18 protein-coding genes are annotated in these 23494 nt (G+C 50.6%); 11 read left to right on the top strand and 7 right to left on the bottom strand.

The features are described from left to right. The first annotated feature begins 64 nt into the window (after positions 1-64). Complete coding sequence (locus HCR00_RS00965) at positions 65-1741, top strand: ATP-dependent helicase (protein WP_167141989.1); 1677 nt, start codon at positions 65-67, stop codon at positions 1739-1741. Here the strand turns inward: HCR00_RS00965 and HCR00_RS00970 are convergent. Continuing rightward, a complete protein-coding gene (locus HCR00_RS00970) occupies positions 1697-2578 on the bottom strand; it encodes a hypothetical protein (RefSeq protein ID WP_166984993.1) in 882 nt (293 codons plus the stop codon). The genes HCR00_RS00965 and HCR00_RS00970 overlap by 45 nt on opposite strands. Positions 2579-2633: 55 nt before the next feature. Continuing rightward, complete coding sequence (locus HCR00_RS00975) at positions 2634-3968, bottom strand: zinc-dependent metalloprotease (protein WP_243854481.1); 1335 nt, start codon at positions 3966-3968, stop codon at positions 2634-2636. Between the two features lie 74 nt (positions 3969-4042). Between HCR00_RS00975 and HCR00_RS00980 the strand changes: the two genes are divergently transcribed. From HCR00_RS00980 to HCR00_RS01000, 5 genes are all read left to right on the top strand, one after another. Continuing rightward, complete coding sequence (locus tag HCR00_RS00980) at positions 4043-5182, top strand: YlbL family protein (protein WP_167141991.1); 1140 nt, start codon at positions 4043-4045, stop codon at positions 5180-5182. Positions 5183-5255: 73 nt separating this feature from the next. Beyond that, positions 5256-8309, top strand: coding sequence for a UPF0182 family membrane protein (locus tag HCR00_RS00985; RefSeq protein WP_208317285.1), 3054 nt, complete (start codon positions 5256-5258; stop codon positions 8307-8309). Positions 8310-8376: 67 nt separating this feature from the next. Beyond that, entirely contained in the window at positions 8377-10461 is a 2085-nt protein-coding gene (locus HCR00_RS00990; RefSeq protein ID WP_167141994.1) for a type I restriction-modification system subunit M, read from the top strand. After that, positions 10458-11774, top strand: a complete 1317-nt coding sequence (locus HCR00_RS00995) for a restriction endonuclease subunit S (protein ID WP_167141997.1) — start codon at positions 10458-10460, stop codon at positions 11772-11774. The genes HCR00_RS00990 and HCR00_RS00995 overlap by 4 nt, the downstream gene beginning before the upstream one ends. Continuing rightward, entirely contained in the window at positions 11774-14791 is a 3018-nt protein-coding gene (locus HCR00_RS01000) for a type I restriction endonuclease subunit R (protein ID WP_167142000.1), read from the top strand. The genes HCR00_RS00995 and HCR00_RS01000 overlap by 1 nt, the downstream gene beginning before the upstream one ends. 156 nt (positions 14792-14947) lie before the next feature. On the opposite strand, the gene HCR00_RS01005 is transcribed toward HCR00_RS01000, so the two are convergent. Further along, positions 14948-15301 (bottom strand): hypothetical protein, encoded by a 354-nt coding sequence (locus HCR00_RS01005; protein WP_167142003.1) that lies wholly within the window; start codon positions 15299-15301, stop codon positions 14948-14950. 29 nt (positions 15302-15330) lie between these two features. Then, the gene (locus tag HCR00_RS01010) at positions 15331-15972 is read right to left on the bottom strand and encodes a hypothetical protein (RefSeq protein ID WP_167142006.1); all 642 of its coding nucleotides are present in this window, start codon (positions 15970-15972) and stop codon (positions 15331-15333) included. Between the two features lie 313 nt (positions 15973-16285). Here HCR00_RS01010 and HCR00_RS01015 point away from each other — a divergent pair, with 313 nt between their 5' ends. Both HCR00_RS01015 and HCR00_RS01020 read left to right on the top strand, forming a co-directional pair. Beyond that, positions 16286-16495, top strand: coding sequence for a hypothetical protein (locus tag HCR00_RS01015; RefSeq protein WP_167142009.1), 210 nt, complete (start codon positions 16286-16288; stop codon positions 16493-16495). Between the two features lie 106 nt (positions 16496-16601). Then, positions 16602-17138: a hypothetical protein gene (locus tag HCR00_RS01020; protein ID WP_167142011.1), complete on the top strand. Its 537-nt coding sequence runs from the start codon at positions 16602-16604 to the stop codon at positions 17136-17138. Here HCR00_RS01020 and HCR00_RS01025 read toward each other — a convergent pair. From HCR00_RS01025 to HCR00_RS01035, 3 genes are all read right to left on the bottom strand, one after another. After that, the gene (locus tag HCR00_RS01025) at positions 17135-19579 is read right to left on the bottom strand and encodes a glycoside hydrolase domain-containing protein (RefSeq protein ID WP_167142013.1); all 2445 of its coding nucleotides are present in this window, start codon (positions 19577-19579) and stop codon (positions 17135-17137) included. The two genes, HCR00_RS01020 and HCR00_RS01025, sit on opposite strands and share 4 nt — an antisense overlap. A gap of 56 nt (positions 19580-19635) precedes the next feature. Next, positions 19636-20049, bottom strand: a complete 414-nt coding sequence (locus HCR00_RS01030) for a phage antirepressor KilAC domain-containing protein (protein ID WP_167142016.1) — start codon at positions 20047-20049, stop codon at positions 19636-19638. A gap of 110 nt (positions 20050-20159) precedes the next feature. Continuing rightward, positions 20160-20549: a sigma-70 RNA polymerase sigma factor region 4 domain-containing protein gene (locus HCR00_RS01035; protein WP_167142019.1), complete on the bottom strand. Its 390-nt coding sequence runs from the start codon at positions 20547-20549 to the stop codon at positions 20160-20162. Between the two features lie 217 nt (positions 20550-20766). On the opposite strand from HCR00_RS01035, the gene HCR00_RS01040 reads away from it, so the two are divergent. Genes HCR00_RS01040 through HCR00_RS01050 form a run of 3 tightly spaced genes read left to right on the top strand, consistent with a single transcriptional unit; the run spans position 20767 to position 23478 of the window. Beyond that, positions 20767-21606, top strand: coding sequence for an NBR1-Ig-like domain-containing protein (locus tag HCR00_RS01040; protein ID WP_167142022.1), 840 nt, complete (start codon positions 20767-20769; stop codon positions 21604-21606). A gap of 30 nt (positions 21607-21636) precedes the next feature. Continuing rightward, on the top strand, positions 21637-21813 hold the full coding sequence (locus HCR00_RS01045; RefSeq protein ID WP_167142902.1) for a helix-turn-helix domain-containing protein: 177 nt from the start codon (positions 21637-21639) through the stop codon (positions 21811-21813). Between the two features lie 12 nt (positions 21814-21825). Beyond that, positions 21826-23478, top strand: a complete 1653-nt coding sequence (locus HCR00_RS01050) for a site-specific DNA-methyltransferase (RefSeq protein ID WP_167142024.1) — start codon at positions 21826-21828, stop codon at positions 23476-23478. The last annotated feature ends 16 nt before the right edge of the window (positions 23479-23494 follow it).

The raw sequence follows: 23494 nt of genomic DNA on the forward strand, positions 1-23494 counted from the left end.
AGGCACGCCACAGCAGAGCCTGAAAACAGGCTTTTTGTTTAATTAGATAGCCTAAGGAGGCAGGGTGACATTAAACCCCGAAGACATTCTGCGCTCACTCGATGAATCTCAGCGTGCTGTTGCGCAACAGCTAATCGGGCCTGTTGTGGTGCGTGCGGGTGCTGGATCCGGTAAAACACGAGCGATAACACACCGGATTGCCTATGGGGTGCAGACTGGAGTCTATGCCGCAGAGCATGTTTTAGCGATCACATACACGCGCAAGGCGATGCTCGAGATGAAACACCGTCTCCGCTCTTTGGGGATCACCGGGGTGACTGTGAATACGATCCATGCGGAGGCTATGCAGCAGTTGGCTGCCGGCTGGCACAAAACGACAAACTCTTCGCTGCCCGAGCTGATTCTCAACAATCAACCGCTGCTTCAGGAGGTTGCTGTTGAGCAGGGGCTCGCGGTTAATGAGACGAGCCTTGAAAGATTGGCTGAAGAGGTCGACTACCGGAAGGTGTCGCTGCTCACCATCGAAGAATATGCGGCACACGCTACCGCGACCGACCGGTTGCGGGGAGATCTTGACGTGGCTGATGTGCTGCGCGTTATGCAGGCTTATGAAGATCGCAAACTTGAACAGCGGTTAATGGACTGGAATGATGTGCTTAGTTTGACAGCTGGAATGCTGTTGCACGATCCGCAGCTGCTCGGTGAGGTGCACAAGAAGTATCGGTTTTTTACTGTTGATGAGTTTCAAGATATTTCTCCGCTGCAGTACGAGCTGCTTAATATCTGGCTTGGCGATAGGGAAAATATTTGTGTGGTTGGTGACGCGAGCCAAACTATCTACTCGTTCTCTGGCGCAAATCAGCGTTTCCTGCTTGATTTTGGCAGGGAGCACCCTTTGGCGCAGGAGTTTTTGCTGCAGCAAAACTATCGCTCGGCAGCAGAAATTGTTACCAGCGCAAACACTCTAATTGCGGATCGGCCCGGCGCTCTCACCCTCAGTGCTGTGCGCGGGCGCAGCGGCTACCCGGTGCGTGGGGCGGTGTTTGAAACTCGCAGCGAGGAAGTGCAGGCTGTTTTGACAGCGATCAACGCTGACCTGAAGAACGGCATAAAACCCAGCGAGATAGCGATCTTGGCGCGCACCAGCTTTGATCTCACAGAGTTTGGTGCGGCGCTTAGGGCAAATGGGATTGCGTGCGAGACAAAGGCTGATATGCCGTTCTTCTCTGCTCAAGAGATTATGAAGTTTACCGCTCTTTTGCAGCAGTACAGCAGTCATGCGCATGCTGATTCACCGGCGCACACCGAGCGATTGCTTGCGGAAATAATGCATGCGGTATCGGGCAGCACCAAAACGCCGGAGTCTATTCGCCTTACTGCCGTTCTGGGAGAGTTTGAGCGGTTGGCGGGTGAGAGCCGGGTTTCTTTGAATGCGTTTCGAAAACATTTAAATGAGTTAGAGAATGCGGGTCTGAGCCCCGCGATGGAGCAGGTGCGTTTGCTCACAATTCACGCTGCGAAGGGTCTAGAGTGGTCTCGCGTTTATTTAGTTAACGCAACAGACAGCAGCCTGCCAAATCGGCGGGCGCACAGCAAGCAGGCGGTTGCGGAAGAGCGACGTCTAGCCTATGTTGCAATAACTAGAGCCAGAGATGTGCTTAGAATTTCACTCGCCCAAGAGGGGCAGGAAAAGCCGTCACGTTTTCTGCGTGAGGCAAAGATTCCCGTCTCTTACTTCTAGTGGGCTGTCACTGCACAAACAATCAGGGTTTGCTGTAATCTCTTGCGCTTCGGCAAAAAGTGGGGGCGGCGAGGTGAAATCAAAAACATACTGTTTGCTGCCAACCGTGCTGGCTGCGCCGCCAAGCGCGGCCTGACAGAGCTGCGCAACGGTGGGGGCAATCAGGGCGATGCTCAGCGGAGATTCAGTGAGCGGTTTGCGGCTCATAAGCTGCGCTGCGAGAAGCGGTTTTTCGGGATCTGCCGCAACTCGACTGTGCTCTAGACAGCTGACACACGGGAAACCGAGTTTATTAATTGTGGGGCCGATTCTGATGTCACAGTCAGCGAAAATAACCGGCAAAACCGGTCTTGCTAACTGTTCCTTGGCATCAGCATTTGTTTTGGTCAGCAGATATCTGCTGAGCTTAATGCACACCTGGGGATCCTCATTAACAACGCGCAGCCCGAGACCCTCCAAAGCCGACTGTAAGAGTTTGACGGTTTGTGCGCCGTCAGCGTGCGACAGTGGCGCTGCTGCAATGCTAACCCTGCAGCCGTGCGGTAGCAGCTCTTCGAGGTTTGTGTCCGGCAGGTCAGGCAATCTATCAAGCACAGGGGAGAGCAGCTGCAGAAGCTCTGTGAGCTCTTCCCTGCCCACACCCTGCCGAGCGGCGTGACGTTCGATGGTAGCGAGGCTTGCCCCCTGCAAAAGCAGAGATATAACGCTTTCTATTGCCGTTGTCATGTTGCCCATAATCAACTGCGGGGAGCTGAAACCAAATCTTAACGATTTTGGCGTAAGCCAAGCTGCGGCAAACAGTGGGCTGATCCGTAAAAAGTCTGTGCTGAGATACATGCATAACAGTATTCAGTGCTATTTTTACGAATTAACGGTTGTTAACAGCTGTTAACTAGCGGTCAAAGTCACCGCGTAACAGTTTGCGTAGATCGTCATCCAGATCGTTTTCTGCTGTGGCGGCACCCGCACCCCCACCAAGGCCGAGCCGTTCAAGCAGCGCCCCGTGATTTTCCACCTCAGCGATGGTCGGCAGCAGATCCGGGTGATCCCACAGACTGTCACGCAGCTGAATATCACCGCGGTCAGCAATCAGAGCCCAAAGCTCACAAGCCTCACGCAGTTTGCGCGGCCGCAACTCCAAACCAACTAGCGTGCCAAACACCTGTTCAGCAGGCCCACCGACAGCACTCTTCCGCCGAATCATTTCAGCAATTGCTGGCGCCGCAGGCAAATTCTTGGTGGCGGCATCTGTTACCGCATCAACCCAACCACCGATGAGAGCCAGCATATGCCCGAGACGCGCGAGCGCCTGCTCCTGCTGCTCTGTGCGCGGCGGAATTAGCGCCCCCGAGCTCAATAGCTCATTAACACCCTCAGGGTGTGCAGGATCAAAATCGTGCGCCAGATCCTGCAATTGAGAGGTGTCTAGGGTGATTCCTTGCGCATATTCTGTGATCGCTGATAGAACGTGCGGGCGCAACCACTTCGCATGACGGAAGAGGCGGGCAAACGCGAGCTCCCGCACAGCTAAATAGAGCGCAATATCAGTTGTAGAAATATCTAAGTCTGCGCCAAAAAAAGTGATGTTTTCTAACACAAAAGTGCCGCCCGCGTGAGCCTCACCGCTCACAACCGGCACCGCAATATCGCCGCCAGCAAGCACCTCCTGCGCGAGTCTACCAATCACGCTCCCGAGCTGGGAGGCAAATATCGTGCCGGCAATACGCTCAAGAATTTTAGTTGCCCCACCAACCATCTCACGCATTTCTTCCGGAATCTGCTCTGCCAGCGAGGCGCGCATCGCTAAGGCAACCGAGTCAGCAACCGGGGCCGCAAACTGCACCCAAGTGTCAACGCTTGCGGTGACCCACTCCACCCGATCAATAACCCGGGGTGCGTGCGGGGTGGATCCAATCGCGGTCGCCTCATCAAGCCAGAGCATTGCAGGGGTTATCGCCTGCAGCAGCGCAGCCCGATACTCTTCACTGCTGGCTGCTGAAGGCTTCGTCGCCTGCGAGAGCGTCTCTAATGCGCTTTTACGGGCAACAGACCAGTCTATCCCGTCGTCAGAGTGCGATCCGCCCTGAAAAGCAGAAAAAATTTGACCGAAGAACTGCGCGCCCTCTGCGTTCACACCAGCACCCTGACCGCCCAGCATCTGCTCTAACATGCGGCGAATTTCTTCTGGATCAAAACCAAACGGATTAGATTTGTTGCCCTCGCTCAAAGCAATCCCTTCATCAAGTATTAATCTAAAACTACTAGCAGAAACACGGCGAATCCTGCTGATAGTCTGCATTTGTGAATATTGATGACACGCCAACAGCGAACGGTCAGCGGGGGCAGTCGAGCGCTAACCAGCAGCCGCTGCAAAAGACGCGCAAACGATCCCGCAAAATCTATTGGGCTGCTGGGGTCGTAGTTTTTGCCGTGCTCGCTGCTGTGACACCGGTTGACTATGTTGTGGAGCGCCCAGGCATAGTGCTAAACACTCTCGGTGAGCTCAACTCAGGCGAACCAAACGCAAAACATATGGATTTTGTGCAGGTAAAAGACGCCGCAGATGCTGCAAACACTGGCGCCTTCAACCTAGTGGCGGTCAACAGCTTCGGCAACCCCAGCTCAAAACCGACGCTGGCAAGTCTTATTCCAGCCCTGCTGGATCCGGCACAAGATATTGTGCCGATGAGTCAAATCTATCCAGAAAACACCAACTTCGACGACTATCTGCAACAGCAGCAGGCAGCAATGACCTCAGCGCAGCAAACAGCAGCGGTCGCCGCACTCAACTATCTTGGCGCAAACATTCCAGTCAAATTCGAGGTTGCAGGCTTTTTCGATAACTCGAAATTCATCGACCTTCTTAAAGAGGGCGATCAAATTCTCACAGTAAACGGCAAACCGGTCACTTCAGCGGAACAGATTAGTCAAATAATTAACAGCAGTAAGCAGGCAAACACCAAAGTAGAGGTGCTGCGCGCAGGCGAAAAACTTTCCGTCACCGCAGAAACCGTAGAGGTTGAGGGTCGAAAACTTATTGGAATCTTCACCAAAACAAATTTCGACGCCCCTGAAGAGGTCTCCTACGCTATCGAAGATATTGGCGGGCCGAGCGCGGGAGCGGTTTTCGCGCTCGCAGTGCTTGATAAGAAGCTGCCCGAAGATCTGACGCACGGTCACAATATAACTGTGACCGGCACAGTTGACACCGCCGGAACGATCGGTGCGATAGGTGGTTTGAAGCAAAAAATTTATGCGGCGCAGCGAAAGGGGAGCGATTTGATGCTTTTCCCGGCGACTAACTGTCGCGATCTGCCACAGGATCTGCCTGCGGGAATCACCCTGCGCGCGGTTAAAAATCTTGATGAAGCGCTCACCGCTATTCGTGATTTTGCGAACGGTGTGAATGCTGAGAGCGAAATACTGGGCTGTGAGGTTTGAACTCTCAAGAGATTAGGTGTTTGCCCCGCTAGGATAGGGGCAACATTTGAATTGAAACACCTAAAGGGGAGTAATGGCTAATCCAGCACCGTCGGTAAGTGCTCGAAAAAGAAAACCTTCACCGCTACTTATCTCGGTGCTGATCGTGGGTGCCCTGGTGCTCCTATTGGGCGCAGCTGCCAACTTCTACACAGATATTTTGTGGTTTACGCAGCTGGGTTTTGAGAGCGTGCTATTCACGCAGTGGATCGCAACCGCTGTCGCATTTATAGCCGGTTTTCTTGGCATGTTTGTGCCGGTTTTCTTATCGCTTGAGATTGCGTTTAGAAAGCGCCCGGTTTACGCGAAGATCTCAAATCAGATTGCACAGTATCAGCAGATTGTAGAGCCGTTACGTAAAGTGCTGCGCTGGCTCTTCCCCGCATTCTTCGGTGTTATTGCCGGTTTTAATGTGGCGGCTAATTGGCGTGAAATTCTGCTGTTTATAAACAGTGAACCTACCGGGCAGACTGACGCGGTGTTTGGTCTTGACACCCAGTTCTTCATGTTCCAAGCTCCCGTTATCGTCTCGCTAATCTCCTACCTGCAGCTGGTTGTGCTTGTCTGCTTAGTTGCCTCTCTTGCAGTGTCTTATGTTTACGGCGGTATCGAAATCACCGGCCGTGTTTTCCGCATTTCAAAGAGTGTGCGGATCCAGGCTCTGATTCTCGCCGCAATTTGGGTGCTGCTGACCGGCCTGCAGCACTGGATGGGGCAGTACCTTCTGCTGTCGGATAGCAGCGGGCGTTTTACCGGCCCGGGTTTTGCTGACGCTAATGCGCTGATCCCAGGTTTGCAGATTCTTGCAGGGATTGGTGTGGTTGTTGCGATCCTCTTTATCATTACCGCTAGCAACGGTAAATGGCGGGTATCGGTGATTGGTGCTGCGCTTTTTGTTGTGTCGTCGCTGGTGCTCACAACAGCTGTGCCGTGGGGTGTGCAGCAGTTCCGCGTCGGGCCAGATGAGAAGAGCCTGGAGTCAGAGTTTATTGCCCACAACATAGCCGCCACCCGCAAAGCGTTCGGTCTAGAGAATGTTGAAGTGCAGCGGTATGAGGCAGTCACCAACGCTGAGGCGGGGGCGCTGCGCAACGATGCTGTCGCGGCAGCAAATATTAGGATCATGGATCCTGCTGTTGTTGCACCAACATTTGCGCAGCTGGAGCAGAGCAAGCAATACTACCGTTTCGGTAATTCTTTGAGCGTTGACCGTTACGAAATTGATGGCCGTATCGAAGACACTGTGTCTGCGCCGCGTGAAATCGATATCAGCGCGCAGGATGGCTGGTACAACCGGACGCTGGTTTACACGCACGGCTACGGCCTGGTTGCTGCTTTCGGTAATCAGCGCTCACCGGGCGGTGAGCCGGTTTTCCTTGAGAACGGCATTCCAACCAGCGGTAAGCTTGGCGAGTTTGAGCCGCGCATTTACTTTGGTTTGAACTCACCCCCATATTCAATTGTTGGTGGTGAACGCGAGCACCCAATTGAGGTTGATTTCCCTGCCGATGCTGAGTCTGCTGCAGAAGCGAGTGTTGCCGAAACTGCAGAGTCAAACGATGTGCAGGCTGATGCTGCAGAAGAAGCGCAGAGCGCTGACGGTGAGCGCCAAAATCTCACAATCTTTAACGGTGATGGCGGCCCGGTGCTGCATGGAATTTTTGAGAAGCTGATTTACGCGCTCAAATTCCAGTCAATGGAGCTGCTGCTCTCTGAAGCTGTTGTTGATGGATCGCAGATTCTCTATAACCGCAACCCGATGGAGCGCGTCTCAGCTGTGGCACCGTATCTCACGCTTGACCAGCACCCGTACGCATCAGTTGTGGATGGCCGTGTGGTTTGGATCATCGACGGTTACACGACCAGCGCTAACTATCCTTACTCAAAGCAGATAAATCTTGGCAGCACTCTTGTTGACGCTGACAACCCGAACCAGCGCAATAACCAGACCGTAAACTACATTCGCAACGCGGTGAAAGCAACCGTTGACGCGTATGACGGCAGTGTCAAGCTTTATGCCTGGGATACAGAAGATCCGGTGCTGAAAGCATGGCAGAATATCTACCCGAACACTCTGACTAACATGTCAGAGATGAGCGCTGATCTTTTGAGTCACGTGCGCTACCCGAATGACCTGTTTAAGGTGCAGCGTGAGGTCTTAAGCGAATACCATGTGACAGACCCTGGCGCGTTCTACTCTATGGAGGATGCGTGGCGCACACCGGAAAACCCGGGCCGTGCTGCTGCGGCTGGAGCTGCTACCGAGATTGATCCTGCAACGGGTGAGCCGGTGCAGGGCCGTGCCGCTACACCAGCACAGCCACCCTACTATTTGACGCTGTCTGCGGGGCCTGACGCTGACCCGAGCTTCTCGATTTATTCGACCTATATTCCGAATCAGACGGGCGCTAACGCCCGCGATATTCTGACCGGCTATCTTGCCGCTGATGCAAACGCGGGCACCGGTCAAGACGGTGTGGTGAATGAGAACTACGGCAAACTGCGACTTTTGGTTTTGCCGAAGGGGTCGACTATTAACGGCCCGGGTCAGGTGCAAAACAGCTTCAACACCGACCCAGAAGTGTCACGTGTTTTGAACATTCTGCGCCAGGGTGAAACCGATGTGATCAGTGGCAACCTGCTGACCCTGCCGGTTGGTGGTGGCCTGCTGTATGTGCAGCCGGTTTATGTGCAGGGTAAGTCGCGCGGCTTCCCGCTGCTGCAAAAGGTGCTGGTGTCATTTGGTGACAAAATTGCGTTCGAGAATACGCTTGATGAGGCGCTCGATAAGCTCTTTGGCGGCAACTCTGGTGTTGCAGCGGGGGACGCAACGGTTGCTGCTGAGGCTACCGACCCTGTTGCCGATGAGGCAGACACTGATGCTGGCGCAGGTGAGAGCGGCACTACCGATGCGGCAGGCAGCAGCCCGACGGTGGAGGCTAACTCGCTTGCTGAGGCGCTAGCTGAAATGCAAAAGGCGCTCTCTGATCGTGACGCAGCCATGAAGGCGGGGGATTGGAGTGCTTATGGCGCGGCTGATGCCCGGCTTAAGGCAGCGCTTGAAAAAGCGCTGACGCTGAGTGAGTAGGCGTTAAACTCGCGCACTATGCTATCTGTGAGGTAACACCTGCTGAAACTGATTCGAAAGGGAATGCATGAGCCAGCTTGATGTGAAGAAACAGGTTGACCACGTTTTCAGCATCGCGAACTCTTTGCGCGGCACATATCAGGCTGACAAGTATAAGGACGTCATCATTCCGATGACTATCATCCGCAGACTTGAATGTGCTCTCGAGGCAACTAAAGATGCGGTGTGCACGGTCTATGAGCAAGATGACACCACCCCAGATGCGATCTTGAAGCAGGTGAGCACTTACCCCTTCTACAACACCAGCAGATATACGCTGGAAAAGCTCCTAGCAGAACCAGCGCAGTTGCACCGAAACCTGAAGACATATATCGAAGCGTTCTCCCCAAATATCCGAATGATTTTGGATAGAGACGAGGGCCTCGATTTCTTTAGCCAGATCGACAAAATGCATAAAGGCTCACGGCTGACGGGTGTGGTGCGTAAGTTTGCTGAGCTTGATCTTGCCCCCGAACGTATCAATAACGTGGCCATGGGCTATATGTTCGAAGAGCTTATCCGCAGGTTTTCTGAAAACGCGGAGGCCGGCGATCACTACACGCCGCGTGAAGTTGTGCGCCTGCTTGTGCGTCTTGGTTTGGCTGAAGGCAGTGAGGATTTGTTCCAGCCAGGGAAGAACATCAACGTGGCAGACGTGGCTTGCGGAACGGGAGGAATGCTTTCCGTCGCTAAAGAAGAGCTCGCTCAGATGTGCCCGGAAGCTTCGATCTACCTATACGGCCAAGAGGTTAACCCCGAATCGCATGCGATCTGCTTGGCAGACATGCTGATTAAAAACCAGCGTGCGAACAACATTCAGTTGGCCGACACCATGAAAGAGGACTGCTTCCCAGGCGAATACATGCGCCTGCAGTTCGTTAACCCTCCCTTCGGTGCACCGTGGGGGGGTAAAGATGCTGCCACGGGTGTAGAGAAAGCAGTCAGGGACGAGCACGCAAAGCCTGTTTTGGCTAGCCGTTTTCCTGCCGGTCTGCCGGCAACGGGGGATATGCAGCTTTTGTTTATGCAGCACATCGTTCACAAAATGGAAGGATCAGCGGGCAGGGCATGTGTCATTTCTAACGGCAGCCCGCTCTTTTCAGGTGGCACTTCCTCAGGCGAATCGCAGATACGACGCTGGCTGCTTGAAAGTGATTACATCGAGGCAATCATCGGGCTGCCAGGATCACTGTTTTACAACACCGACATCTCGATTTACGTGTGGGTGCTTTCTAAGAATAAGCGGCCCGACCGTAAAGGTAAGGTGCAGCTGATCAACGCTACCGACCTGTGGGCTCCGATGCGCCGCTCGCTTGGTAAGAAACGCAGGTTTATCGCCGATGATCAAATTGATCAGATCGTCTCCACTTATACCGATTTTGTGGAGACCGAGAGCTGTAAGATCATTGACGCTGAAGAGTTTATATACCACGAATACAGTGTGTATCAACCCCTGCAACGCAACTATCGGATCACTGAAGAACGTATTGCGCAGCTGGCTGAGGGTAAGTTTTCTGACACTATGCACAACCCGGCCAAGCTTGAAGAACTGCGTTTAATCGACCCCGCAGATCGCGATGCGAAACTGAGTAAAACTCTTGCCGCGCTAGAGATGGCCGAACCAGTCTTTGAGCAGATGCTGAACGTGCTGCGGGAAAACATCAGTGAGCAAACCTGGCAGGATTCAAAAGAGTTTATCAACCATCTGCGGACTGTCTTAGCTGATTTGCCTGACCATAGAGTCAAACAGACGCCTGCTCAGACGAAAGCCATGTTCGATAAGGTCGCAGACAGGCTCTCTGCGATCGATAAAACTGCGCCCATTCAGTATGACCGCAAAGGCCAAGTAATCCTCGACCCAGCAACCAAAGACACTGAAATCGTCACTCTCACTGAGAACATTGAAGACTATATGGAGCGGGAAGTGCTCCCATATGTGCCTGACGCTGTCTGGGTAGACGAAGAGAGTGATAAGACGGTGAAAACTGGGGCGGAGATCCCGTTTACCCGATACTTCTACAAATATCAGCAGCCCGAATCTTCGGATGTGCTTATGGATCGCTTCTTCCAGCTTGAAGAAGAACTAGCAGATGTGCTTGAGGCGTTGCGATGACTGCGGAGCGCATGAAACCAAGCGGGATTGAGTGGATCGGCGACATTCCTGTTCACTGGAAGACAACTCGCGTCAAATACATTGCACCTGCGTGGCATGGCTTAACTTACGATCCAGCAGACATAAGTGACACGGGAACTCCCGTGTTGCGCTCCGGGAATATCCAGAATGGCTTGTTGGAACTAGGAGATTTGATTCGTGTCTCCAGCAAAGTGCCAGAGAAAGCGAAAGCACATACAGGTGATATATTAATCTGCTCGAGCAATGGAAGTCGACACCTAATTGGAAAAAACGCGTTGGTCGGCGATGAGGGGTTCGCTTTCGGCTCCTTCATGATGATCGCACGACCTAAAGTTAACTCGCGGTACTTTTACTACCTGTTAAATTCGGGAGTCTTCGATTTCTATCTTCCTACTTATTTGACATCGACAATCAATCAACTTACTGGCGCTAACTTTGGAAACATGGTTCTTCCTATAGTCGATAATTCTCGCGAGCAAGAACAGATTGTAGCTGTGCTCGATAAAGAGACGGGCAAGATTGATCGCGCTGTCGAACTTCTTCGTCAACAAATAGAGACACTGGAACAGCTTAAAAAGTCTGTGATTCACGAAGCCGTAACAAAGGGGCTAGACCCCACGGTGCCGATGAAACCAAGCGGAGTCCCCTGGATCGGCGAGATCCCAGAAAGTTGGAAGCTGGTTCGACAATCTTCTGTTGTTACAAAGATTGGAAGCGGGAAGACCCCTCTTGGAGGTGCCGACTCATATGTTGAGCACGGAATTCCACTTATTCGGAGTCAGAATATTTACGGGGATAAGCTTCACTTAGATGAGGTTGTTTTTATTGATCACCAAACCGATTTGGAAATGTGGAATACAAAGGTTCGTCCCGGAGACATACTACTTAACATTACTGGAGTAGGTACCATAGGTAGATCTTGTGTTGTACCAAGTGATTTCGTAGATGGCAACGTCAATCAGCATGTGTGCATTATCCGACCGATTCCAGAAGAGGTTGATAGCAGATATTTGCAATACTGCTGGTCGACCATTGGCCAAGATTGGATAGTTAATAACCAAACTGGCGCAACGCGAGAGGCCATAACCTTCGAGAAAATTGGAGCTTCAAAATTTCCTCTGCCGTCGATAAATGATCAACGGCAGATTGCTGATTTTCTTGATATGAAGTGTTTGCGAATTGGTGAGGTAATTTCGATAAAGCAACGCCAACTAGCCATCTTTCAGCAACAGAAGAAATCCTTGATTTTTGAGTATGTGACGGGTAAACGGCGAGTGAGCGAGGTGGCCTGATGGTTGTAGCGAACCCTATTAATGAGAAGGCGTTCCAGCGTCTGATTATCGATGAACTTGTTGGTTCGGCGGGGTATGTTGAGCGGTCTCGTGATGTGTTTGATCCGGTGTGGGCGGTTGATGAGGAGTTACTGTTTGCGTTCCTTGAGCGCACGCAGGGTGACAAGCTTGACTTGTTGCGGGCTGCCTACAGCGGTGGGGCTGATGCCACTATTCGCAACAAGATCATGCACAAGATCGCTGCTGATGGGCTAATTCGCGCAATCTGGAATGGCGTAGATTTTGACGGCGGCGTTCAACTTGATCTGGTCTATCCGCGCCCGTCGGCAGGGTTTGATGCAAAATCGCGGGATTTATTCGATGCCAACCAGTTGTCGATCATGGAAGAGGTCTACCACAAGGATGGCGAGCGGATCGACCTAGTGATCTTCCTAAACGGGCTGGCCCTATTCACCATCGAGCTCAAGTGCAACACCTCTGCCTCAGGCGACTATAGAAACGCTATCAAGCAGTACCAGGTAGAACGCGACAGTTCCACACGGCTGTTGTCTCCCAAGATCGGCGCTCTCGCACACTTTGCGATGGACACAAACGAAGTCTATGTGTGTGCAGAGCTAAAGGGACGCGAGTCGTTCTTCCTGCCATTCAACCAGGGGCAGCCTAATGGCGAGGGCCCGCATAACGTGACCGGCGGGAATCCGCACAATCCCCAAGGTATTAACACCGCCTACATGTGGGAACAGATATGGACGAAAGAAACAATCTTCGACCTGCTGTATGACTTCATCTATATCGAGACGAAACGCGATAAGCGCGGGCGCAAGGTCGGCGAGCGGCCAATCTTTCCGCGCTACCAGCAGTTGCGTGCGGTTCGATCCATCTCTAACGACATGCTTAACACCCCCGTCTTGTTGAACTACCTTATAGAGCATTCTGCGGGTTCTGGCAAAACAAAGACGATTGCCTGGCTAGCCCACAAACTTGCAAGCCTATACAAGCCGGAAACAGACGAGTTGCTGTATGACAAGGTCATCATCGCAACCGACCGTAAAGTCGTGGACAAGCAGCTTCAAGACGCTGTTATGGACATGGCGAAAGATTCAGGGATCATACGGGTCATGGACAAAAACAAGACATCGGCAGATCTTGGCAAGGCGCTCGGGCTCGACCCGACGAGGCGCAAAAGCAGCTACCGGATTGTTGCCACAACACTGCAGAAATTTCTCTACCTGTCTGCAGGTGAGCTGGCCGGTTCAGGTAAACGCTTCGTGGTGATTATCGACGAGGCACACGGATCCACAAGCGGCAAGAACATGGCCTCCATTAACGCCGCCTTGGCCAGCGGGAATGAACCAGACTCATCACTTGATGAACTCGCACAGTTCGTATCTGAAGGAATGCGTGCATCGTCTAGGCAGGGCAACATCTCGATGGTTGGCTTCACCGCAACTCCCACTGGGCGCACGTTACAGCAGTTTGGCAGGCTCAATGAAGACGGCAATTATGAAGCGTTCGACTTGTACTGCATGAGACAAGCTATCGATGAAGGTTTCATTCTCGACGTCACAGCTAACTACACCACTTATGATGCGTTCTGCAAGATTGTGAAAGCTGTCGACGACGACCCCGAGCTGGAAAGCAAAGCCGCCAAACGCAAGCTTGCCCACATGATTTCGACCTCAGAAGAGAACATCACCAACAAGCTCAAAGTCATGGTGGAGCATTTCACGTCCGTTGTCGCGCCAACGCTTCGTGGTGAGGCCAAAGCAATGATCGTCACTGCAGGGCGTGAACAGGCAGCTCGATACTTCCTCGCATATCAGAAACTGCGAGCGGCAGATATGCCCCGGCTAGGTAAGCACCAGGCACTCGTGGCATTCACCGGAGAAGTGGAAGTTGACGGCAAGACCTGGAGTGAGGCGGGCCTCAATGGTTTCAGCGACGACCTCACCGCTAAGGAGTTCGACACCGATGCTTACCGGTTGCTGATCGTGGCCGACAAATACCAGACAGGTTTCGACCAACCAAAGCTGTGCTCAATGTACGTCGATAAAACTCTGCGGGGCGTCACAGCGGTTCAAACTCTGTCACGGTTGAATCGAGTGGTCTATGACAAACGCACCTTCATCCTGGATTTCACTAATGACTTCGAGGATATTCAGAGTGCATTCGCTCCATATTATGAAACCACGACCCTCACCGATCCTTTGACGATCAGTGACGTGCACGAGACCTATCGGCGGCTCACAGAACTGCAGATTCTCGACATTGATGATGTGGAAGAATACAACGAGCTTCTGTCGAACAAGCAGTTAACGCATTGGGACAAGCAACGGATGTGGTCGTTGATTGATGCTGCTGCTCGCATCGTCGTGGACATGGAAGAGGAAGAAGCTGACGAGGCACGGCGTGTGGTTCGCAACTTTATTAAGCAGTACACCTTCCTGCTACAGGTGATGCCCTTTGAAGACAAAGCTATGCACATGGATTACAACTTCTGCACCAGCCTTATTCGGGCAATAGATGCAGGCCATGGTGGTGGCTTAGACTTTGATCTCACCGATAAAGTCATGATCGAAGGCTTCGCAGTCAAAAAGCGTCAAGAACACAAGAACGAGCGGCTCTTAGCAGAACCCGAAGTAAAAATCGCGAAAGGCACAGGCAGCGGGTTAACAGAAACGCAGCTTGAGAAACTGTCAAAGATTATCCAAGACTGGAATGCCCGCTACGGAACCAGCTTCGACACCGACATTGCCGCCGGTTCTTTAGTAGCGCTGCAAGCAACTCTGGCAAAGGATCCTAAAGTGCAGCAGAGCGCCCGAGTCAACACGAAGAACAGTTTCCGGCACACTGTGGAAGAGCAAACCCAAGACGCGCTTATCGCCGGCTACTCCCAAAACACCGAGTGGCACAAGTTTCTACTCAACCAGGAAGAAGCGCGCAGAGAACTCATCCGAGCTTTCTCTGACGACATCTTTGACAGGCTCAAGCAGGAATTTGGGGGCAGATATTATTGAGCTGTATCCGTAGGTGTTGGTGGCAAGGCGGTGACGCTAAGAGTCTGGCGCGAAACCGATCAGAGATAGCAGCGCCCAGTGCAGAGCCGCTGCTGTTCCTGAATTCGTCTACCGCCTCGGAGGTTGTCGTCAGGCGTCAAGAATGTGCTGCGGAGCTTAGGGGTAACCGGAACCTTTCGACGCCGTGCGTGCTCTTTCAGCCAGAACCCAGATTGTCATCGTGGCAATACCGACAATCACAATCAAAGCTGGAGCGAATGAGGCTCGAGTGGCGCCCACTGCATACAAGGCAAGCAGAGCTAGAATTCCTCGCAATGCTGCACGAGCGGCAATCTTCTGGCGACGTACGCCAAGGAGAAGGTATGTAAGCATGCCGATGATAAACAACCCGTGAACCCCATAGAAAATAATGGGATACCCCAAGTCGAACCGTTCACGCATCTCAGTGCTAGCTGCCAACGCAAAACCACACATAATAGCGAAACTTATAATCCTGTGTTTCAACTCCATGGTGATCGCCTCCTCTCACAAAAGAACAGTTACTCAATCGCAACGCTCAAAGGTGGGAAGTCCCACTGCGGATAGAAGGCGACACCTTTGCCCTGGGCTAATGCTCCAGTGATTTTCAGTGCCAAGGCGATAAAGAACCCAGTACCAAGAAGAGCTACACCGCCACCGATAATACTGCCGACAGGGCCACCCATCAGTGACGAAACTCCTACGAACGCAGCCGCAAGAGCTTCAGGCCCTGCCTCTGCGGCTATTGCGAGTGCAGCAAACGCTCCTGCTTTCAGATCCTCATTCGAAATGTAGAAACGAGCGGAGCGTTCAGCATAGACACCTACTGGAGGTGCTGGCGGCTTGTAGGTGCCAGCCAAGATCTCCCGAAAATCTGCGACTTGCGCACTAGTGAAACCATAATCGGTAACTAGCTGCGCGTCGGTGAGTGTGGTGGTCAACGACCGGCCATCGGAGCCGAACTTCAGATAACTGCTGATATCAACGATCTTGCACAGCAGTTCATTGTCTGCCCATGTGTTATGGAGAGTTCCAGCCGTACAGGCCACCTGGTTGTTAGGAACTTCAATTTCAGCAGCAGATGCAGGCGCAATTCCCACAAACGTCAGAGCAGTCGTAACAGTCAGACCCACCAGTGGGAGGGCGATTTTCTGGATAGTCATGCTTTTCTCCTTTCACATGATTCCAGAATCTGGGATAGTAAGCATGGACGAATGAGATTAGATCAAAATCTCAAACACAGGTAGAGCAGGATTCTCTACCTAGTTCTACAGCACTTCCCATAGGCGCCTCCGTTTGATCCGCTGCAACAGTCAAACACCGGCTAACGTCGATCTTTGACGTAACTTGCACGCTCAAGCCTACTCGGGGTAAAGCAGTCTTGCAAAACTTGTAGCGGTGCTCTATAGGATCAATAGTCCTGGATCGTCATACACGGAGTGCGTCGGCGGTCAGTTTGTGAGATAAGCTCCGGGTATGAGGGAAAAAAGAATTTCACAGCCCGGCTTCTACGCTCGTCTGGCAATCGGCATCTGCATTGGCGCGCTCGCAGGCGTAGTGCTTGGGTACATTACAGACGACCACAACTTTTGGCTTATAGTCGGCTTAAGCCTGGGCTTTGTCTACGCATTCGTAACTGAAGGAGCTAAACGAGTTAACAAGGGTAAAGATAAGCACGAAAGCTAAGAGAGATCCTTCAAGAGTCATTCCCTCGCCTTATTACCGGAAGCAGCATGGGGAATCAGGCAGCACGCGGCCGTCGCTGATGTAATCTTCACTAAAGTTGTAAGAGTTGACTAGCAATGGCAATCATAAAGCTGGGATTGCTCTAATGTTCATGAAAATAAAAGTAATAGAAAAGAAAGCCAGGACTCGTAAAATCGAGTATTTGCGTTACCTATTTTTCTGTTTGATTCCACCATTAATTGGTTGGTTGTGTTCATTGACTCCTGTTGGGCTGTATGACAATGATGTGCCATCGGGTAACGCAATTATTGAAATAACATCAACGATATTTGGCCTAGGTTTTGGCACTGGACTGCTATTTATCCCGGTACATTGGGTAGCAGCTTCCTTAAACGCTTTTCGGCTAGTCACATTACCAGTCATGGTAAGCATGTCGGCAGCATCAGCTTTCATTACATTCATTTTTATTGCTCCCGGAAATTTCGTCGAGTATTTGCAAAGTAAGGGTGTCTTCTGGGTTTTTCTTGGTGTGACGATTACTTGCGGAACTGTTGTGTGGAGGTACTATAACTATCGCCGTCGAGCGGAACATTGCAGGGGCGGCACCATAGATGATGCCGCCCCCGGTAAGTTTGACGTTTAGCGAGAGCGATTGAATAGATAGTTCGCAAATGCTCTTACACAGGCTTGTCTTTCTTCTTGACTTGAGTTTCCAGCTAGGTCAAGCAAACCATAAGGAAGTCCCTCTAATACTCCATTCATTCTGTTCCAAGTTGTGTTATATAGGGCGTCAACTGAGGAATAGTCAAGCCCATCATATTCGTAGACACTGTAGCGATTCGAAGTAATAATATTTCCGTAGTATTGCTCCATGGCGCTGGACAGAGACCGTATGCCATTGTTCCCCAGTTGCTTAACCATAGAACTTAATGCAATGGCATCAGCATCATCACAAATATCAGTGAAGTTGCATGAAACCCCTAGTGAGTTTGTGTCAACCCCAGCATTAATGAAATAGGTTGCTGGATATGCTGGGTCGGCGCCAATAAGAGAGTTTGCTACGCGTGTTCGATCCAGATCAGGGTGTGCCTGTATATAGCGATGTACGTCACGCATTCCTGTAGCAAGATCTCCTGCCCAACCTGCCCAATGGTCTGGAGTCAGATTTGTATAGAGGTAGCAATACAGAGTGTAAGTGAGATGAGCAAGATCGTTTTTACCTTGCCGATTGGCATCTGTAAAAGGTGTTCTTTGTGCACTAATATATGGGTTTATACTGCTTATAACTTCAGGATTTTGCTCTTCAAAATACAACTCAAAAGGAATGTCTTTTGAAGTTCCTGCTGAAACGGCAAATTTCCAATCCTGCAGGTAGTCTCGCGCGAGATACCGAAGTACACCAGGAACCACCTCACTAGGTCGATAATCCGGGTGCGTCGCATAATTCTCCCAGTCGCCAGCAGCAAATTTAGAATAGGCGGATTCAATGTTACGAATCAGGGGTAGCACCTGGGAAAATGGCATAATTGTTGCTAGGTTAGGCGCAGGAGGGGCCTTATATGACACTGTCGGCTGTGGATTAGCGCCTGAAGGAAGAACGGATCCAACTGCAGCAATTCGACCAGAAAATGCAACCCGGTCCAGATCCCACTTACCTCGATACCTGCTAATTTCATGGAACTGGTCAAAAACCCAGTTGTTTGGGATCGGGAAACCGAGATTTCCTGAAAACCCAGTAGACATATCAGAAACAAACGAGGCCACGCTGTAGCCTGCTGAAGCGACCCTGGTGCAAATGTTACGTGGGGCGTAGATTCCTACTCGGTACCCGCCTTTAAGATTGGCTTTCACAGATTGGAAATATGGCAGAATGTTGCTCGTCACTTCCGTATCGGTTGCGTCATAATCTACCGCGAAGTAGATTACAGTCGCTGGTATTCCGAGGCGTTGTGCAGCGGCTTGTGCTTCTGCTGCGTGACGCGCACCAGTCTCAGCAGTGAAGTGCCTAAGGGCTGTTGAGTACTCTTGGAAAATTGGGAAATATTGCAGCCCGTGGCTAACAATTCGCTCCAGTTCACCCGTGCGAAGTGCCTTAAAGTATTCGGATTCAGCAAGATTTTCTTGACCAGGTTCTGTTAGATAGCGGCCGACAATTTTGTAACCGTCAGATTTTAAGTACCCCGCAAACTCATCAGTAATCTCAAAACGAGTATCACACGCTATACAAGCACGATTGGGGTCGCCTTTGGAAGTGAGCAGACTCATCCACGTGGTTGGGTCAACCACTCCGGTTACTGGTAATGCGTGTACATGTTGAAACTGGCTGAGGTGGTTAGCAATGCCGCCATTCCACGTGCTAGTAGGAGATAAAGAATAATCATTGCAAATCAGAGCTACTGTTGTAAGCCATACCCATTGGCTGGTTCCACCATTGATGGTTTGCAGCCTAGATCGAGTGCCCGGTCCAAAATTTCCGGTGGCTTGTTCAGGAGTGAAACCTTGGATGGCCTGGAGTACTTGAATCAGAGCGATGTTCATTTCGCGCCCATATAGACCGTCGGTAGGAATGATGCCTGTGTAATTTTTGTAGTGGCGATTAATAGACTGTTGGGCAGCTCTGATAGATAGTTTGCCGCCGTAATCTGCAAGCAGTCGGAACTGTTTCATCGAGAGAAGCGCCATCATCATCTCGAGGTCAATGGTGCTGTTGTTAGCAATACCGATATCGGACTTTAGAGCGCGAATTGAATCAGCAACATTTAATGTAAATTGTGAGGTGATTCCACCGTATTCTGCTGGGTAACCCTTGCACCATAATGCGCATTGGATGATACCGTGTATATTGCTTTTGGTAGAGTTTTGAGTAATCCCGTTGGGCCAGCGATTTTTGAATCGTGATTGAGTTCCAGGGCCAAAATTATTCACGGTCGAGGTGATGCCCAGTTCTATCTGAAGCGCACGAATTAGCGCGTTTATTGTTGCCCAGCCTGTTTTTCCGTTCTCTGCGACTGAACCGAATCCGGTCTTATCACCGTAGGTACGATTCAACCAGCGCTGAGCTTCTAGGACCATTTGGTCTGACATAAGATTCCTCCTATAGAAATCGTGATTTAGTGGTGTAGACGAACAGAATTGTTTGCCTACATTGGGAAGGCTTTTAGAGGGGGGGGGTATAATTTTCTGTCTTGTTCGATAACTGGCAGAATGCCTTGGGCCTTGAGAATTTCGTAGATGAATAGTCGGCCTTTTTGAGTCCAGTAGGTGTGGACGCGCGTGTGGCCCTTATCGTTGATGATGTAGGTTTTGGTGTCTGTGTAACCGTACCCTGCGTACTGCTGATAAAGCAGCCAGATGCCAGATTGCTTGTGCTGGATGCCTAATTCATGGAGGAGCTTATTTAGCCGCTGAGCGGAAAAACCGTAGTCTTTGGCTATAACGCCTATGGTTAGTGAATCTCGGGACTGTAGGAGGGCGTGCTTGAGGTAGGCTCCGGTGGTGCGAATGGTTCTAACGGCAGGGTTCTGAAATTCTTGCAGTGTAGTATCGTTGGCCATTGTGATGGCTCCTTTCCATGAAGTAGTTGATGATAAGTGCTTCAGAGATTTAGCCGAGAGAATGTGGCTTCCTAGTGTGAAGGCTCTGGCAGAATGTGTTTTATAACCGCTCACGCTAAGTTCTCCTGAAAAAGTTTCTGTAGTTTCTTGAGTCGTTTGTTCACTGCAGGTTGGGAAATGTCGATCTGCAGTGCGATCTCTGTTTGTCCGTAGTTTTGGAGACGACCAATGACGATAGCCTGGTCGATAGGATCGAGGGATGTCAGGAAGCCCTTGAGAAGAAGATTGGTATCCCAATCCTCTGGGGTGGAGTGAGTGGCATCGGAGGGTATGGTGTCGATGATAGAAAGTTCCTCATTGTCATCTCGTGCGTTTTCTGAGCGGTAGGTGGTATGCCTCAGATTTTGTTTGGTCGACCTGCTGGACTTCTTGTTCCTAAGAGCTGCTGCAGCAGCAGACTCTGCCTTCGTTGAGCTTTGCTTGTGATTGTGCTTTCTCATAATCATCACCTCTAATCAAAAATCCTTAGATTCAATTCCGGTTATGAGGCGTTAGTGCCAGGTAGCGTGAGACAATTAGGGTGAGCCGAGTAGCGCTACGACCTGAGACTTTCCTCATATATTTAAGTTACGAAGCGAAAGATGGAAGCGATCGGGCCGGAAAACAGCAAAAGATGGAATTCGTGGCAGGATTCGTGGAACTGAAGAAAGAGACGCCTTGACTAGCTACTTCAAATTGCTCTGCGACGCCTTCTACATCAAATCAGTACACAAGAGCAAACCTAAGTTCCTCAATGAACTACTTAAAGCGGCAGGGAACGCTTTTGGTGTTACAGACAAGAGCCACGCGACGAAGATTTACAACGGGAACAAACCATTTACTGAATCAATCAGAGAAGGCTTCAATAACTCCGAAGTGAACTGCTCGGGCATCGCAAATTTTTTCGAAGACATCTTTGTCAAGTACAAGCAAGATTTGATGCTTGTGGACTTGGCTCGATCGGCAGGAATCGAAATAGCTGACGAAATTGAAGCTTCATACTTCTTTCAAGCATGTGCAGCATTGGTGAATGCTGAGATATTCAATCCTCACCATGGAATCTCACTGACTAGTTGGTATCAACGCGCTACCGAAAGCAAGAATTTGGGAGAAGCGCTGATGCGTAAACCGCTAGCAGCTGGAGACTCCTTACTTGTTTCGCGTCCGCCAGCACTACAACAATATTTGTTGTCTCACTGGGAAACTTTTGAGCACCAATGGACAATTCAAAACAAAGGTAGCGTTATCTGGCTAGACCGTTATCTAGTCTGTGAAAATTCGGGCAGTGAGAAGCATTTCCGACTTTCTTCTCCAGAGTGCATTCCAATTGGTCGAACAGCACCCAATGAATTTGCGAGACTATCTGCCACATTCCAGACTCGTGGCCACGACGGTACTGGGGTGAGTCGCTGGCGTATGGTGGACGCCAATGGAAATGATTGTTTTTCAAATCATCAATCCGATTTTGATGTGCAAGTAACCGTTTCCTTTGACCACACCAAGAGGAATGGAGGTTAGAGATGAGTTCAACACTTAAAGTGGGTGACGATGAAAGACGTACAAGAACATATGGGCGTAACACGAGAAACCATTACTCAATGGATAAATAACAAAAATATGCCCGCCTACAAGGTTGGCCACTCCTGGAAATTCAAACTTTCAGAAGTTGACGACTGGGGTCGCTCAAACGGAGCAGCAGACGAAAAATATTCATCAGAAAACTAAGCGAGGTAGGACATGCCAGAACTAACTTGGGTCGGTAAGGACAAAGTTATAACCCACCATCTTGACGTGCCCTTCCGCGTTTTGAACCGCCAGTATTCCTTCGACGAGACCGGCAAGCATGAGGCAGACAACGGCTCTGAGAACATGGTCATCCACGGTGACAACCTCGAAGCACTCAAAGCTTTGTTGCCGCGTTTCGAAGGAAAGGTTGACTGTATTTATATCGACCCCCCGTATAACACTGGTAACGAGGGTTGGATCTATAACGACAATGTAAATGACCCAAGGATTAAGAAGTGGCTGGGCGAGGTCGTTGGGAAAGAAAGTGAAGATCTTTCCCGGCATGATAAGTGGCTTTGCATGATGTACCCACGTCTGCGTCTGCTGCAGCGCCTGCTCTCACCACGCGGAGTAATTTTTATTTCGATTGACGACAACGAAGTAAATAACCTCCGGCTCATTTGTGATGAAATCTTTGGAGCCTCTAACCACATCGGATGTGTCAGTGTGGGCAACAATCAAAAGGGTCGTTCCGATGCCAAGTACTTTGCAACTGCACATGAATATTTGCTCGTTTACAGGAAAACAAATCTCTTGGAACTAGGCGGATTTGAACCGGGAGAACACATCACTTCACGCTATCGAAGGTCTGATAAAGATGGGCGGATGTGGCGAGAGATCGATCTTCGAAAAACTGGAAACAACAGTCGCCGTGAGGATCGTCCCAACATGTTTTTCCCAATCTATTGGGACGAAGAATCGCAATCAATTTCTTTAGAAAAAGTGCCGGGTGCAATTGAAATCTTTCCTATGATCTCGCCGGAAGAAGAAGGGCGTTGGCGTTGGGGTTCCGACTCAGTACTCCAAAAGAAAGGTCAACTCTTTGCGCGATACATGCCAGCAAAGAAGCAATGGTCGGTATTTGAAAAGGATTACCTAGACTCGAGAGCTGCTGTAACCCCGACTACGTTATGGCTTGACAAGGCTGTCAATTCGGAGCGAGGTAGTGAAGTATTGGCGGACATATTCGGGAAGCGAGGGGTCTTTGAATACCCCAAACCAGTGGGCTATCTTGAGATGATTTTCAAGCTTCTCGTTCCTGAAAATGCAGTTATCCTAGATAGCTTTGCAGGTACCGGAACTACAGCACATGCTGTCTTGAACCTTAACAATCGTGATGGCCAGAACCGAAAGTTTATTCTGATCGAGCTCGGCGATCATGCTCGGGATATCACCTCAAAACGTGTTCAAAAGGTCATTCAAGGATACGGTAGCGGTAAAAAGAAGTGTGACGGTACGGGTGGAACATTCTCTTATTTCGAATTGGGAGAACCACTTCTTATCGACTCAAACTTGAACCCCTCCATACCGTTAGAAAAGATACGAGAATACATTTGGTTCTTAGAAACCAGCGAGGGTTTGGTCGACTATCGACATACCACGTTCTCAGATTACTTAGGTACGGCTAACGGAACTAGTTACATCTTTGCCTACGACCCCGATAGAGCCACTGTGCTCGACCGTGAATATCTCAGCCGTATCCCAGCTGAATGCGGTGCGACCTCGTACGTTATTTACGCGGATACCTGCTTGCTGTCTGAGCAAGAACTTCGAGCAATGAATATTACCTTTAAGAAGATTCCGCGAGACATCACCCGTCTCTAACCATTGGAGCAAAGAC

Source organism: Canibacter zhoujuaniae (assembly GCF_011752005.1).
Classification (GTDB): Bacteria; Actinomycetota; Actinomycetes; order Actinomycetales; family Microbacteriaceae; genus Canibacter; species Canibacter zhoujuaniae.

Coding starts and splice junctions, on each gene's coding strand:
- HCR00_RS00970 (WP_166984993.1), bottom strand. CDS start 2,578: ATGTATCTCAGCACAGACTTTTTACGGATCAGCCCACTGTTTGCCGCA.
- HCR00_RS00985 (WP_208317285.1), top strand. CDS start 5,256: ATGGCTAATCCAGCACCGTCGGTAAGTGCTCGAAAAAGAAAACCTTCA.
- HCR00_RS00990 (WP_167141994.1), top strand. CDS start 8,377: ATGAGCCAGCTTGATGTGAAGAAACAGGTTGACCACGTTTTCAGCATC.
- HCR00_RS00995 (WP_167141997.1), top strand. CDS start 10,458: ATGACTGCGGAGCGCATGAAACCAAGCGGGATTGAGTGGATCGGCGAC.
- HCR00_RS01000 (WP_167142000.1), top strand. CDS start 11,774: ATGGTTGTAGCGAACCCTATTAATGAGAAGGCGTTCCAGCGTCTGATT.
- HCR00_RS01005 (WP_167142003.1), bottom strand. CDS start 15,301: ATGGAGTTGAAACACAGGATTATAAGTTTCGCTATTATGTGTGGTTTT.
- HCR00_RS01010 (WP_167142006.1), bottom strand. CDS start 15,972: ATGACTATCCAGAAAATCGCCCTCCCACTGGTGGGTCTGACTGTTACG.
- HCR00_RS01015 (WP_167142009.1), top strand. CDS start 16,286: ATGAGGGAAAAAAGAATTTCACAGCCCGGCTTCTACGCTCGTCTGGCA.
- HCR00_RS01025 (WP_167142013.1), bottom strand. CDS start 19,579: ATGTCAGACCAAATGGTCCTAGAAGCTCAGCGCTGGTTGAATCGTACC.
- HCR00_RS01030 (WP_167142016.1), bottom strand. CDS start 20,049: ATGGCCAACGATACTACACTGCAAGAATTTCAGAACCCTGCCGTTAGA.
- HCR00_RS01035 (WP_167142019.1), bottom strand. CDS start 20,549: ATGAGAAAGCACAATCACAAGCAAAGCTCAACGAAGGCAGAGTCTGCT.
- HCR00_RS01045 (WP_167142902.1), top strand. CDS start 21,637: ATGAAAGACGTACAAGAACATATGGGCGTAACACGAGAAACCATTACT.
- HCR00_RS01050 (WP_167142024.1), top strand. CDS start 21,826: ATGCCAGAACTAACTTGGGTCGGTAAGGACAAAGTTATAACCCACCAT.